13 protein-coding genes are annotated in these 13507 nt (G+C 61.1%); 12 read left to right on the top strand and 1 reads right to left on the bottom strand.

Annotated elements, in window-relative coordinates:
• Positions 1-2: 2 nt before the first annotated feature.
• Complete coding sequence (gene sapA / locus KOL70_RS05505; protein ID WP_058758605.1) at positions 3-1625, bottom strand: ABC transporter substrate-binding protein SapA; 1623 nt, start codon at positions 1623-1625, stop codon at positions 3-5.
• 399 nt (positions 1626-2024) lie between these two features.
• On the opposite strand from sapA, the gene KOL70_RS05500 reads away from it, so the two are divergent.
• The 12 genes from KOL70_RS05500 to KOL70_RS05445 all read left to right on the top strand — a co-directional run bounded on the left by KOL70_RS05500 (position 2025) and on the right by KOL70_RS05445 (position 13494).
• Positions 2025-2954, top strand: coding sequence for an ABC transporter substrate-binding protein (locus tag KOL70_RS05500; RefSeq protein ID WP_215480336.1), 930 nt, complete (start codon positions 2025-2027; stop codon positions 2952-2954).
• 83 nt (positions 2955-3037) lie between these two features.
• Complete coding sequence (locus KOL70_RS05495; RefSeq protein ID WP_288443186.1) at positions 3038-4057, top strand: dipeptidase; 1020 nt, start codon at positions 3038-3040, stop codon at positions 4055-4057.
• 149 nt (positions 4058-4206) lie between these two features.
• Entirely contained in the window at positions 4207-4278 is a 72-nt protein-coding gene (pqqA, locus tag KOL70_RS05490; RefSeq protein WP_010617686.1) for a pyrroloquinoline quinone precursor peptide PqqA, read from the top strand.
• Between the two features lie 55 nt (positions 4279-4333).
• Entirely contained in the window at positions 4334-5260 is a 927-nt protein-coding gene (pqqB, locus tag KOL70_RS05485) for a pyrroloquinoline quinone biosynthesis protein PqqB (RefSeq protein WP_021505973.1), read from the top strand.
• Positions 5257-6012, top strand: coding sequence for a pyrroloquinoline-quinone synthase PqqC (gene pqqC / locus KOL70_RS05480; RefSeq protein WP_215480334.1), 756 nt, complete (start codon positions 5257-5259; stop codon positions 6010-6012). The genes pqqB and pqqC overlap by 4 nt, the downstream gene beginning before the upstream one ends.
• A gap of 4 nt (positions 6013-6016) precedes the next feature.
• On the top strand, positions 6017-6295 hold the full coding sequence (pqqD, locus tag KOL70_RS05475) for a pyrroloquinoline quinone biosynthesis peptide chaperone PqqD (RefSeq protein ID WP_021505975.1): 279 nt from the start codon (positions 6017-6019) through the stop codon (positions 6293-6295).
• A complete protein-coding gene (gene pqqE / locus KOL70_RS05470) occupies positions 6282-7424 on the top strand; it encodes a pyrroloquinoline quinone biosynthesis protein PqqE (RefSeq protein ID WP_215480333.1) in 1143 nt (380 codons plus the stop codon). The genes pqqD and pqqE overlap by 14 nt, the downstream gene beginning before the upstream one ends.
• Positions 7424-9748 carry a pyrroloquinoline quinone biosynthesis protein PqqF gene (gene pqqF / locus KOL70_RS05465; RefSeq protein WP_215480332.1) on the top strand — a complete coding sequence of 775 codons (2325 nt, stop codon included), beginning with the start codon at positions 7424-7426 and terminating at the stop codon, positions 9746-9748. Before pqqE ends, pqqF begins: the two co-directional genes overlap by 1 nt.
• A gap of 120 nt (positions 9749-9868) precedes the next feature.
• A complete protein-coding gene (locus tag KOL70_RS05460) occupies positions 9869-10219 on the top strand; it encodes a hypothetical protein (RefSeq protein ID WP_104186601.1) in 351 nt (116 codons plus the stop codon).
• A gap of 49 nt (positions 10220-10268) precedes the next feature.
• Entirely contained in the window at positions 10269-12272 is a 2004-nt protein-coding gene (locus KOL70_RS05455) for a protein-disulfide reductase DsbD (protein WP_215480331.1), read from the top strand.
• On the top strand, positions 12272-12994 hold the full coding sequence (locus KOL70_RS05450; RefSeq protein ID WP_088517198.1) for a DsbA family protein: 723 nt from the start codon (positions 12272-12274) through the stop codon (positions 12992-12994). Before KOL70_RS05455 ends, KOL70_RS05450 begins: the two co-directional genes overlap by 1 nt.
• Positions 12991-13494 (top strand): thioredoxin domain-containing protein, encoded by a 504-nt coding sequence (locus KOL70_RS05445; RefSeq protein WP_215480330.1) that lies wholly within the window; start codon positions 12991-12993, stop codon positions 13492-13494. The genes KOL70_RS05450 and KOL70_RS05445 overlap by 4 nt, the downstream gene beginning before the upstream one ends.
• The last annotated feature ends 13 nt before the right edge of the window (positions 13495-13507 follow it).

The following is a 13507-nucleotide window of genomic DNA, read 5'->3' as shown; positions in this document are numbered from 1 at the left end:
GCTTACTCCTCGCCGTGCTCATCGCGGTAAACCCCGGCGAACGAGGCGTTACCGAAGGGACTCAACACCAGGCCTTTAATATCGTGCCGGTAAGCCTGCAGGCGCAGCGATGACGCCAGCGGCAGCACCGGCAGCGCCTGCGCCAGCATCTGCTGGGCGCGATCGTAGCTGTCGATACGTGCCGACAGCTGCTGCGACAGCAGCGCGCGCTGCAGCGCCTCATCAAACGCCGGCGAACACCAGTGCGCGTAGTTGGTCTGCGAACGAATCGCCGCGCAGCTCAGCAACGGGCGGAAGAAACTGTCCGGATCGTTACTGTCGGTGGCCCAGCCGGTCAGGGTTAAATCGTGGTTCATGGCCATCAGCTGTGCTTCCTGAAAACGTCCCTCGACCGGCGCGATGGTGACGCGCACGCCCACCTGCGCCAGATCCGCCTGTAACAGCTCAGCGGTTTTGAGCGGGCTGGGGTTCCACGACATCGAGGTGGTCGGCACCACCAGACGCAGATGCAAGTCCTCAATGCCCAGCGCTTTTAATGCCTCACGCGCTTTTGCCGGATTGTATTCCGTCACGCGCGCATCATTATCGTAAGCCCACGAGGCGCGCGGCAGAATCGAGGCTGCGGTTTCCGCCGTGCCGTAATAAATCGACTCCATCAGACGTTCGTTGTTGATCGCCAGCGCCAGCGCGTGGCGCACTTCCGGCCGGTCGAGCGGCGGTTTGCGGGTGTTAAACGCCAGATAGGCGATGTTCATGCCAGGACGCAGCGTCATGCGCAGGCGCGGATCGTCGCGCAGAATCGACAGCTGGCTGGCGGCCGGGTAGGCCAGTACGTCACACTCGCCGGTCAGCAATTTCGACAGGCGGCCAGTGCCACCCACGCCGAGGTCGATCACCACCTGTTGCAGACGCGGTACGCCTTTCCAGTAGTGCGGATTGCGCGCCAGACGCAGATATTGCCCGGTGCGGTACTCGCTCAGCTGGAACGGGCCGGTGCCCACCGGCTGGCGATCCAGCTGTTCCTGCTGGCCTGCCGCGCTCAGCTGACTGGCGTACTCCTGCGACAGCACCGGCGCGTAGTGGGTGGCGATATGCCACAGGAACGAGGCGTCCGGGCTGTTGAGGCGGATCTCTACCGTGTCGTTATCCAGCTTCTTCACGCTCTGCACCGAGTCGGCAAACTGCAGGCTGTCGAAGTAGGGATAGCTGCCGCCGTTGACGTTATGCCACGGATGCTGGCGATCGAACATGCGGGCAAAGCTGAAGACCACATCGTCGGCGTTCATTTTGCGCGTCGGCGTAAACCAGTTGGTGTGCTGGAACGAAACATCTTTGCGTAAGTGGAAGCGGTAAGTCGCGCCGTTATCGCGCACTTCCCAGCTCTGCGCCAGATCGGGGATCAGACGATAGGTATAAGGGTCGACGTCGAGCAGGCGGTCATACAACTGTGCCGCCAGCGTATCGACCACCAGCCCGCTGCTGACCATCTGCGGGTTGAAGGTGTTAACCGTGCCGTTGACGCAATAGACAAAGCCGCTGTGGCGGATAGAGTCCGCGGGCGCGGCGAGCGCAGAGGCACTCAGGACGCTGAGACCAAGCAGCAGCGCGGGGAATAATTTTGGCATAGAACTCAACGATTCTCGGGCAATAGCGAGAGTGTATCGCAAAGCAAGCGTACTCCCCAAATCCGCCGCGTATCTGCGCTTTTTTTACCCAGCGGGCAACGGTGGTAAGCACAACCTTAGTGTGGAAATGAGAAAAATTCTCAATTAGAGCTTTACAGATGATAATAGGAATGATTATTATTCTTCTGCGCTTCGACGGTGGCTCTACCGAAGAAGAGCACGACATTGCTCACATTGCTTCCAGTATTACGTTGCCCGCACCTCGTGTTGCGGGCTTTTTTTTGCGCCCTCATCAGCCGCGCATCGTTATGTTCCTTCCGGCAATCCTCATGCGAAATCGGCATCGGTCATTTGTTACGCGCAGGGTAGTCTGGGCTTTTCATCTGCAGAGAAATGATAATGAAAAGAGTGACTTTAACGATGCTGTTACTGGCCAGCGGCAGCGTCGCGGCGCACGGCGTTACCCTGCGCATTGCCGATCAAAAGGGCAACATGCGCGCCGAGCTGGAAGCAGCGCAGCAGCTCAACGATCTATCCTACCATATCGAATGGGCGGAATTTCCGGCCGCCGCTCCGCTGGCCGAAGCCCTGAATGCCGGGGCGGTTGATGCCGGTATTATTGGTGATGCGCCGCTGCTGTTCTCGCTGGCCGCAGGTTCGCAGGTTAAAGCGGTGGCCGTCAGCAAATCCACCCCGGCCGGGCTGGCGGTGCTGGTTGCGCCGGACTCACCCATCAAAACGCCGCGGGATCTGCGCGGTAAACGTATCGCCACCGGGCGCGGGTCGATCGGTCATTTTATCGCGCTGAAAGCGCTGGAAAGTGCCGGGCTGAGCGATAAAGCCGTCAGCTGGCACTTTCTCACGCCTGCCGATGCGCGCATTGCGCTGGCAAGTGGTTCCGTCGATGCGTGGGCAACCTGGGATCCTTACACCGCGCTGGCAGAAGTAACGCATACCGGCCGCGTGCTGATCAACGGCGTGGGGCTCTCCAGCGGCAACAGCTTCCTCGCCGCCACCGATGCGGCACTGAGTGACGCCAGTAAACGTGCGGCGCTGCAGGATTATATTAACCGGCTGGCGGCCGCTGATCGCTGGGCCAATCGCCACGTTGAGGCGTATTCCGCCAGGCTGGCGAAGATCATCGGCTTTCCTCAGGAGGCTGCTGGCAAATCTTTTGCCCGACGTCAGTCACACTGGCAGAGCATTGACGACCACACCGTACAACAGCAGCAGGAAACCGCCGACTTTTATCAAAAGTACGGCCTGATTGCTCAGCCACTCGATGTCAAGCCGACCTTTTATCGCGGTCTGCAGGTGGCACAACAGTAACCCTTTGTGCGCCGGTATTTGGCGAACAGGCGTGATGCGCGTAGCATGGCGGCATCAAATCCGTGGCGGATAACCCAATGTTAATCAAAACCTTTGATGGTCATAATGACCTGTTGCTCAACCTGTGGTTGCATCATCGCGACGATCCGGTCGCTGCCTTCTTTACCGGTATCGAAAAAGGACACCTCGATTTTCCGCGCATGCAGCAGGGCGGCTTTGCCGGTGGATTGTTTGCGCTGTTTGTGCCGCCGCAGCGCTACGTCAGCGAAGTAGCACCTCAGCTGGCCGGTGAAGCGTGGCAGCCGCTGGAGATCCTGTGGCAGCAACTGGAGATTCTGAAAACGCTGGTTGCCCGTTCTGACGGCCGGGCGCGCCTGTGCCTCAGCACCGCCGATATCGCCGCCTGCCGGCGCGACGGCGTGCTGGCGATGGTGGCGCACATTGAGGGCGCGGACGGTTTTGACGGCGACGGCGCCGACCTTGCCGCCTTCTGGCAGGCGGGCGTGCGCAGCATCGGTCCGTTCTGGAATCTGGAAAATCGCTTTGGCGCTGGCGTCACTGGCACGTTTCCCGGTTCGCCGGATAGCGGTCCGGGACTGACCGCCGACGGCGAGCGGCTGATCGCGCTGGCGAATCAGCAGCGCATGATGATCGACGTGTCGCACATGAATGAAAAAGCGTTCTGGGACACGGCCCGGCTCTCATCCGCGCCGCTGGTCGCCAGCCACTCGAATGCGCACGCACTGTGCGCGCAGCCGCGTAACCTTACCGACGACCAGCTGCGGGCGATACGCGATAGCGGTGGCGTGGTCGGCATTAATTTCGGCAACGCCTTTCTGCGCGCCGACGGTAAGCGCGACGATGATAGCGGCTTGATCGAAATTGTTAAACACTGTGAGCATCTGATGACTATTATGGGAAGCGATCACGTCGCGCTGGGGTCGGATTTTGACGGCATCAGCGTGCCCGCAGAGCTTAAAGATGTCACCGGTTTGCCGCGGCTGTATGCGCTGATGCGCAGTCTCAACTATGATCAGGCATTGCTGGAACAACTTGCCTGGGGCAACTGGCAGCGGGTATTGCACCAAATCTGGCAGGCGTAAGTGTATTTCCTTACGCAATCAGGGTTGATCTGCTCGCTACATTGGCGCAACATCGCCCCGCGTTATCCATTGCTGGCGGAAGCCTTGTTTCTGCCGCAATGTTTTTAGCAGAGCCTGCTCTGCGTTTTAAGACTATGAGGAAGAATATTATGTGGAAAAAACCTGAGTTTGTTGACCTGCGTCTGGGCCTGGAAGTAACGCTGTACATCTCCAACCGCTAAGACGTCCTGCCCGCCGTTCGTGCGGGCATTTTCTTTTCCTGCTTCGGTCCTTCACATGTTTATTAAAGTCCTCGGTTCGGCGGCTGGCGGTGGCTTTCCGCAGTGGAACTGTAACTGCGCCAACTGCAGCGGGCTGCGTAACGGCACGCTCCAGGCGCAGGCGCGCACCCAATCCTCAATCATTGTCAGCGATAACGGTACCGACTGGGTGTTGTGCAACGCTTCGCCGGACATCAGCCAGCAAATCGCCCGGACACCGGAACTGGTGAAACACGGCGTGCTGCGCGGAACGGCGATTGGCAGCATTATTTTGACCGACAGCCAGATCGATCACACTACCGGTCTGCTGAGCCTGCGTGAGGGCTGCCCGCATCAGGTATGGTGCACGCCGGAAGTGCATGCCGACCTCACCAGCGGCTTCCCGATTTTTACCATGCTGCAGCACTGGAACGGCGGCCTGCAGCATCGGGCGCTCACGCCGCTTGAGCCGTTTCGCGTTGATGTCTGCGCCAGTCTGCAATTCACCGCCATTCCAATTCTCAGCAATGCGCCACCGTATTCGCCGTATCGCGATCGTCCGCTGCCGGGACATAACGTGGCGCTGTTTATCGAAAACACCGCCAGCGGGCAGACGCTGCTGTATGCGCCGGGCCTCGGCGAACCAGATGCGGTGATTATGCCGTGGCTGCAAAAAGCCGACTGCCTGCTGATCGACGGCACGGTGTGGCAGGATGATGAGTTGCTGACCACCGGCGTCGGCAAAAATACCGGCAAAGCCATGGGCCATCTGGCGCTGGCGGAAGAGCAGGGGCTGATGGCGCTGCTGGCCGCGCTGCCGGCCAGACGCAAAATTCTGATTCACATTAACAACACCAATCCGATTCTCAACGAGCATTCGCCGCAGCGCCAGTTCCTGACGCAGCAGGGCATTGAAGTGAGCTGGGACGGCATGGCGATTCATTTGCAGGAGTCCGCATCGTGATTATTACCGAGGCGTTGTCACCCGAAGCCTTTGAACAGGCGCTGCGTGCCAAAGGCGCGTATTACCATATTCACCATCCTTACCATATCGCGATGCACAACGGTGCCGCGACGCGCGAGCAGATTCAGGGCTGGGTGGCGAACCGTTTTTACTATCAGACCAATATTCCGCTGAAAGATGCGGCGATCATGGCCAACTGTCCGGATCCGGCAACGCGCCGTAAATGGGTACAGCGTATCCTCGATCACGACGGTCGTAACGGTGAGGAAGGCGGCATTGAAGCCTGGCTGCAGCTGGGAGAAGCGGTTGGTCTCGATCGCAAAGTCTTGCTGTCAGAGAAGCTGGTGTTGCCGGGCGTACGGTTTGCCGTTGATGCCTATGTCAACTTTGCGCGTCGCGCCAACTGGCAGGAAGCAGCGTGCAGCTCGCTCACCGAGCTGTTTGCCCCGCAGATTCATCAGTCGCGCCTCGACAGCTGGCCGCAGCACTATCCGTGGATCAAAGAGGAAGGCTATTTCTACTTCCGCAGCCGCCTGAGCCAGGCGAACCGCGATGTGGAACACGGCCTGGCGCTGGCGCTGGAAGTCTTTACCAGCGCTGAGCAGCAGAACCGTATGCTGGAGATCCTGCAGTTTAAACTCGACATTCTCTGGGCCATGCTGGATGCCATGACCATGGCATACGCACTGCAGCGTCCGCCGTACCACACGGTGACCGATCAGGTCGCCTGGCACAGTACAAGACTGGTGTAATCACATGAAAGAAACTCTGATTCCGGCGTTTCGCCGCGGCTATCGTCTGCAGTGGGAAGCCGCGCAGGACAGCCACGTGGTGCTTTACCCGGAAGGGATGGCGAAGCTGAATGAAACCGCTGCCGCCATTCTGGAACTGGTGACCGGCAAGCAGGATGTGGCGGCCATTATCGCCACGCTCAATGCGCGTTTTCCGGAGGCGGGCGGCGTCGATGATGACGTCAAAGACTTCCTGCAATCGGCCATTGAACAGAAGTGGATCCAGTGTCGTGAACCCGAATAAACCTGGCGTGAATGCGCCGCTGTGGCTGCTGGCCGAGCTGACTTATCGCTGCCCGCTGCAGTGTCCTTACTGCTCGAACCCGCTGGATTTTTCGCAGCAGGAACAGGAGCTGAGCACCGAACAGTGGATTGAGGTGTTCCGCCAGGCACGCGCCATGGGCAGCGTGCAGCTGGGCTTTTCCGGTGGTGAACCGCTGACGCGCAAAGATCTGCCGGAGCTGATTCGCGCCGCGCGCGATCTGGGTTTTTACACCAACCTGATCACCTCCGGCATTGGCCTGACGGAGAAAAAGCTCGACGCCTTCGCCGACGCCGGGCTGGATCACATCCAGATCAGTTTCCAGGCGAGTGATGAAACGCTGAACGCCGCGCTGGCCGGTTCGCAGAAGGCGTTTCAGCAGAAGCTGGCGATGGCAAAAGCGGTGAAAAAGCACGGCTACCCGATGGTGCTGAACTTCGTGCTGCACCGCCATAACATCGACCAGATCGATAAAATCATCGATCTGTGTATCGAGCTGGAGGCGGACGATGTCGAACTGGCCACCTGTCAGTTCTACGGTTGGGCGCATCTTAACCGTCATGGATTACTGCCAACGCGCGAGCAGATTGCCCGCGCCGAAGCGGTGGTTGCCCGCTACCGTGAGCGCATGGGCAGCAGCGGTAATCTCACCAATCTGCTGTTCGTCACGCCGGATTACTACGAAGAGCGGCCCAAACCCTGTATGGGCGGCTGGGGATCGATATTTCTCAGCGTGACGCCGGAAGGTACGGCGTTACCCTGTCACAGCGCGCGCCAGCTGCCGGTGCAGTTCCCTTCAGTGCTGGAGCAGAGCCTGGAGGATATCTGGTACAACTCGTTTGGCTTCAATCGCTATCGCGGCTTCGACTGGATGCCGGAACCGTGCCGCTCATGCGATGAGAAAGAGAAAGATTTCGGCGGTTGCCGCTGCCAGGCATACATGCTGACCGGCGATGCCGACAACACCGACCCGGTGTGCAGCAAGTCGCCGCATCACGGAAAAATTCTTGAGGCTCGCCGCGAAGCCAGCTGCAGCGATATCAAAATCGCCCAGCTGCAGTTCCGTAACCGCAGCAATTCTGAGCTGATTTTCAAACAGCGGGTCACCTGATGTGCGAACGCAGCCTGACGCTGGCTAACGGTCTGCGCTGTCATCTGTCGCACCAGCCCGACGCGCGGGAAAGCGCGGCGCTGGTGCGCGTCGGCGCAGGCAGCCTGCACGAACCCGATCGCTGGCCCGGTCTGGCGCATCTGCTGGAACATCTGCTGTTTTGCGGCAGCGCGGGCTTTACCGGCGATGAGCGCCTGATGCCGTGGCTGCAGCAACAGGGTGGTCAGGTGAATGCCACCACGCAACTCAGCCGCAGTGCCTGGTTCTTCCAGCTGCCGGCGCAGGCGCTGGCGGCGGGCATGGCAAGGCTGGCAGATATGCTGGCTGCGCCACTGCTGACCGTTACGGCGATTACGCAGGAAGCGGCGGTCATCGAGGCAGAATTTCAGCTGCTACGGCATCATGCCGAAACGCTGAGTGAAGCAGCGCTGCTCAACGCGGCCGGTGGCGCACTGCGCCGCTTTCGCGTCGGGAGTGCAGCGTGTTTTGGTGACAACGTAACGGAGCTGCAGCAGGCGCTACGGCTGTTTCATCAGCAGCATTTTGTCGCCGCCAACCAGCAGCTGTGGCTGAGCGGACCGCAATCGCTGGATGAATTACAGCAGCTGGCCGAGGCGTTTGCTGTTCGCCAGTCAGGCGGTGCGGTGCACTCCTCATTGCCAGCCATTCCCGCGCCGGAGCCTGTTAAAACGCTCATCCAGCTTCCCGATGAAGAGTCATTCTGGCTTAGCCTGTTTATCAACGGCGAAGAAAACGCCTTGCGTGACAATGTCACATTGCTGGAGGCTTTCTGGCAGGATGAAGCCCCTGGCAGCCTGATGGCGCAGCTGCGCAGCGAGCAATTGTGCGCATCGCTGCAGTGTGAATGGCTGTGGCAGAGCGCCGATCATAGCTGGCTGGCGTTGCGCTTCAGTGCGCCAGCGCTGTCAGCGTCGGCGGCAAGACGCATTGAACAGCTCTTCTGGCAGCATCTGCGTGCGGTGCGCGCCGCCACGCCAGCGCAGCATCGCCACTATTTGCAACTGGCACAGCAGGATTTAGCTGCGCTGTCGCCGCTGACGCAGCTGCGTGGACGGGCGCTGGGATCGGCGCCGTCAGCTGACGTTCCCGCAGATTTCACCGGTTTTATCGCCGCGCTGCCACAGGCCTCGTGCACGCGGCTGCTGACGCAGCGACAGCTGTCCGCCGTGCCTTATACCACGCAGGGATTCTGTCTGCAGCGCGCGCCATGGCCACAGACTGCGGCTGGCCCGGTCGCGCCGGTTAACTGGTCATTTTATCCGTGCGCTGACGTCCTGCATTTGCCGGAACTCCCGGTAAATGGCGCGCCGTTGCTGCGCGTAAGTCCGGTGCAGCCGCAGGGAACGCTGCTGGTGCGCCCGGCGTTTTATCACACCCTGAGTGACGAGGCGGCGCTAAGCTGGCAGCAGCAGCTGCGCCCACGGCTTGCCGCACTGCGCCATGCCGGTGGCAGTGGACGCTGGCAACAGCAGCAGGGCGTCTGGCAACTGGTGATTGATCTGCCTGACGATGCAATGCCCGCGCTGCAACAGCTGCCTGGCGTGCTGGCGGCGCTGAATGCGCCGGTGCTGCCGCAACCGCACCGTGCTGCACAAAGTATTGTGATTCGTCAGTTGCTGGAAGCGCTACCGCAGCAGTTGCTGGCCCCGGCTGCGCATCCTGCATGGCAGGCCGCCTGGTGCGGCCACAGCGAAAGCGTCAGTCAGCACGCCGCGCACGGGCTGAGCGAGGTGGTGCAGACGCAGCCTGCGCCGGCGCGCGCGGCGGCGCTGCAGCACGGCGTCAGCGCGCTGCGCTGTGCTGCGAACGATCAGGCCTTGTTGCTGTTTATTCCGCTGCCCGCTGCCGATGATGCCAGCCTCGCGGCGCTGCGTGCGCTGGCGCTGATGTTTGAACCACGCTTCTTTCAGCGCCTGCGGGTCGGGCAACAGATTGGCTACGTGGTGTCAGCGCGCTACCAGCGCGTGGCGGATGTGGATGGACTGCAGCTGGCGCTGCAATCCCCGTCCATTGGCTGGCGCACGCTGCTGCAACACTGCAAAGCGTTTTTGCGCGATATGGTGAGTGAACTCGCCGCCATCAACGATGAAACGCTGCAGGGCTGGCAGGCGACGCTACTGGCGCAGTGCCAGCCACACCAGAACGCCGACGCCGCCAGTGAGGCACTGCGAAAACAGCAGGGACTGCCGGTGCTTACGCCAGAAGCGATCGCCGCGCTCACGTTACCCCAGCTGCAGCGGCTGCATCAGCGCCTGCTGCGCGAACGCCGCCGCTGGCGCTTGCTGATTAATCAACGTAAATAATTTCTCCCTCTCTGCAGTCAGCACGATCCCGCTGGCATAAAGACAAAAGTTTACACAGCAGGGGTTGGTGTTTCTGCTGCTTTTGCATAAACTGGCCGCACTTTTCTCTGAGGCTGTGGCATGACGATATCGCCCCAACGCGCAAAATGGATTCTGGCACTGGTTTGTCTGGTGCTGGCATTTTGTCTCGTCCAGCGCAGCTTCAATCTCCCGACCCAGCCTGTCGTTAGCATTACTGCTCACAGCGCCGCCGTTGATGACGGTGCCAGCAGTGATAAACCCTGTGCGCTGGGCGCTAAGTCACTCAGCGGCAGCGCGCCGCTGCTCGATACCGCGCTGCCATTCCTCGTACTGCTGCTGGCGTTGATCGCCACGCTCTTCCAGCCCTCGTCTGCCACTGTCTGGCGGCGTGAACCGCTGTTTGTGCCGCTGCGACGGCGCCATCTCACGCTCTGCGTCTTCCGGGAATAACACTACGCGATCCACCGCGTAAACCCTGTTATTCACCGGAGAAACGATTATGACATTCCTGATCAGGAGCCTGCTGCTCCTCGTGGCGAGCTGCGCGCTGAGCGTGCAAGCCGCCGATACCGGCTGGCTGCGCAATGCGCAAAACAGCCACGCCGAAGTGCGCCTGCGCGCCGCGCCGCAGGGCGATCACCTGCAACTGCTGCTGGATATTCGCCTGCAGCCGGGCTGGAAAACCTACTGGCGCTCGCCGGGCGAAGGCGGCGTCGCGCCGGAAATCCGCTGGCAAACGCCGGATGTCAACGCCCGCTGGTCGTGGCCAGTGCCAGCGCGCTTTGACGTCAGCGGCCTCACCACGCAGGGCTACAAAGGCAACGTTACGCTGCCCATCGTGCTCGAATCTGCCCCGCAGGGCACGCTGGCCGGCACGCTGACGCTGTCCACCTGTAGCGATGTCTGCATCCTGACGGATTTTCCGTTCCAGCTCGATCTCTCGCAGCCCGCCAGTCCGGATTTTGCACGTGATTTCGCCCAGGCGATGGGGCAGATCCCGGCTGACAGCGGGCTGACCGATCAGCTTGATGCCAGCTTCGTTGATGGCACGCTGCAAATCCGGGCGCAGCGTCAGCAGGGCTGGCAGCAGCCGGAACTGTTCTTTGATTATCCGCAGGGCAGTATGCTGGCGGCGCCGCAAATCAGCGTGCAGGGCGAGACGCTGACGGCCCGCGTGGCGGTGACCGATGAATGGGGCGAGGCTGCGCCGGACCTGCGCGGTAAAGCGCTGTCGCTGGTTATCGCTGACGCCGGTATCGCTCAGCAAAGCCAGCTGACCCTTGGTCATCAGCCGCTGTTTTCTCCCTCTGCCGGAAACGCCACGCTGTGGTCGGTAGTGCTGCTGGCGCTGCTCGGCGGGCTGATTCTCAACCTGATGCCCTGCGTGCTGCCGGTGCTGGCGATCAAACTGAGCAGTCTGGTGCAGCAGCAGGGACAGACGCAACGCCAGACGCGTCAGCAGTTTCTCGCGTCCAGCGCCGGTATTCTGTTCTCTTTCCTGCTGCTGGCGCTGCTGATGACCGTGCTACGGCTCAGCGGTCAGGCGCTGGGCTGGGGCATTCAGTTTCAGAGCAGCGGCTTTCTGCTGGTGATGGTGCTGGTGATGTTCCTGTTCAGCGCCAGTCTGTTCGATCTGCTGCATTTTCGACTGCCTTCCGGCCTGACTACCCGGCTGGCGACGCACGGCGGTGCCGGTCTGGCAGGACATTTTGGCCAGGGGGCCTTTGCCACGCTGCTGGCGACGCCGTGCAGCGCACCGTTTCTTGGCACCGCCGTCGCCTATGCGCTGACCGCGCCGCTGCCGCAGCTGTGGCTGCTGTTTGTCGCGCTCGGTGTCGGCATGAGTCTGCCGTGGCTGCTGGTTGCGGCGCTGCCGGGCATGGCGCGCTGCCTGCCACGTCCGGGCCGCTGGATGCTGCATCTGCGCACGCTGCTGGGGCTGCTGATGCTGCTGGCAACGCTGTGGCTGGTGACGCTGCTGATTCCCCACTGGGGCAGCACCGTCGCCATTCTGCTGGCGGCCATCCTGCTGCTGGCGCTGACGGGCTGGCTAATCGCACGCCGCGCGCTGCCGCAGGCAGGTCTGGTGTTCATTACCGTGACGCTGGCGGGCGCGCTGTTACTGCTGACGCGCCTCTTCCCGGAAGAAGAATCGCTGGTGTGGCAACCGCTGACCGAAGCCGCCATCAATCAGGCGCTGGAGCAGGATAAGCGCGTCTTTGTCGATGTCACCGCTAACTGGTGCATCACCTGCAAAGTGAATAAATCGCGGGTGCTGAATCAGCCTGACGTGCGTGCCGCCCTCGGCGCAGAGGATGTGGTGCTGCTGCGCGGTGACTGGACACAACCGGATCCGGCCATCGGCGAGTTCCTGCGCCGCCGCGATCGCGTAGCGATCCCCTTTAACCAGATTTATGGCCCGGCACTGCCGCACGGCCAGATTTTATCGCCGTTATTAAGTCGTGATGCGGTGATTTCAACACTCTCTGAGGCAAAAAAATGATGAAAAAATCCCTGTTACTTTCGCTGATGTTACTGGCAGCACCCGCCCTGGCCGCCGCGCCATTTACCCCTGAGCAGGAGGCGCGCATCAAACAGCTGATTCGCGAAACCCTGGTGCAAAATCCGGCGATCCTGGCAGAAGCCGCCGACGCATTTGATAAAGAAGCCGCGCGCCAGCAGCAAAACGTGGTTGCGCAGATGGTAGAGAAAAACCGCGCGGCGCTGTTTAACGATGCCGGCTCACCGCGCATCGGTGCCAAAAAACCGGCACTGACGCTGGTCTATTTCACCGACTACAACTGCGTCTTTTGCAAAAAGTTTGAGGCGGATATCGAAAAACTGCTGCACAACTATCCGCAGGTGGCGGTGGTGCTGAAGCCGCTGCCGTACCGCGCTGAAAGCTCGCTCAGTTCGGCGCGTCTGGCGCTGACGGTGTGGGAGCAGCAGCCGAATAACTTTCTTAAGCTGCATGAACGGCTGATGGCAAAGAAAGGCAACCATGATGAAGCCAGCATCGCCGCCGCGCTGGACAAAAGTGGCATCAGCTTATCGGCGCCGAGCACCGCCAGCCTCGACACCATCAACCTCAACCTGACGCTGGCGCAGCAGCTGGGTGTGCAGGGTACGCCCGCCACGCTGGTGGGCAATCAGCTGATCAGCGGGGCAGTGCCTTATGCACAGCTGGAAGCCGCGGTAAAAGGTGCGCTGCAGGCTCAGCCATGAGCCGGGTAACGCGCTGGCTGCGCGAAGGCGTGCTGTTGTTGCTGATGGCAGCGGCGCTGCTGCTGGCCATGGACTGGCTGCGTGCACCGCAGCTGCCCGCGGATGTGGCCCGGCAGCCGCTCAGCGCGCTGCAGGGCGAGGTGAACCTGGCGACGCTGAGCCAGCAGCGGCCGGTGCTGGTTTACGTCTGGGCCAGCTGGTGTGGCGTGTGCAAACTCACCACACCGACGGTAGCCGCGCTCAGTCAGCACGGCACGCAGGTGGTCAGTGTGGCTCTGCGATCCGGCAGCGATGCGCGCGTCGCCACCTGGCTGGATAAAAAAGGAGTACGGGGATTCGCCGTCAATGATGAAAGCGGGGCGCTGGGACAGCGCTGGCAAATCAGCGCCACGCCGACGTTCATCGTGCTGCATCAGGGCAAGGTGGTCAGCACCAGCAGCGGCTGGACCAGCAGCTGGGGGCTGAAGCTGCGCCTGTGGTGGGCGGCACGCGCTGCCTGATTAATCATTAACG

Origin of the sequence: Pantoea sp. B270, assembly GCF_018726825.1 — a bacterium.
In the GTDB taxonomy this organism is placed as follows: Bacteria; Pseudomonadota; Gammaproteobacteria; order Enterobacterales; family Enterobacteriaceae; genus Pantoea; species Pantoea dispersa.
This window is presented reverse-complemented; position numbering and strand designations above follow the sequence as displayed.

What these genes read in the sequence shown, in the direction of transcription:
- sapA (WP_058758605.1), bottom strand. Translation starts at nt 1,625, where the DNA reads ATGCCAAAATTATTCCCCGCGCTGCTGCTTGGTCTCAGCGTCCTGAGT.
- pqqB (WP_021505973.1), top strand. Translation starts at nt 4,334, where the DNA reads ATGTTTATTAAAGTCCTCGGTTCGGCGGCTGGCGGTGGCTTTCCGCAG.
- KOL70_RS05450 (WP_088517198.1), top strand. Translation starts at nt 12,272, where the DNA reads ATGAAAAAATCCCTGTTACTTTCGCTGATGTTACTGGCAGCACCCGCC.
- KOL70_RS05445 (WP_215480330.1), top strand. Translation starts at nt 12,991, where the DNA reads ATGAGCCGGGTAACGCGCTGGCTGCGCGAAGGCGTGCTGTTGTTGCTG.
- pqqD (WP_021505975.1), top strand. Translation starts at nt 6,017, where the DNA reads ATGAAAGAAACTCTGATTCCGGCGTTTCGCCGCGGCTATCGTCTGCAG.
- KOL70_RS05460 (WP_104186601.1), top strand. Translation starts at nt 9,869, where the DNA reads ATGACGATATCGCCCCAACGCGCAAAATGGATTCTGGCACTGGTTTGT.
- pqqF (WP_215480332.1), top strand. Translation starts at nt 7,424, where the DNA reads ATGTGCGAACGCAGCCTGACGCTGGCTAACGGTCTGCGCTGTCATCTG.
- KOL70_RS05500 (WP_215480336.1), top strand. Translation starts at nt 2,025, where the DNA reads ATGAAAAGAGTGACTTTAACGATGCTGTTACTGGCCAGCGGCAGCGTC.
- KOL70_RS05455 (WP_215480331.1), top strand. Translation starts at nt 10,269, where the DNA reads ATGACATTCCTGATCAGGAGCCTGCTGCTCCTCGTGGCGAGCTGCGCG.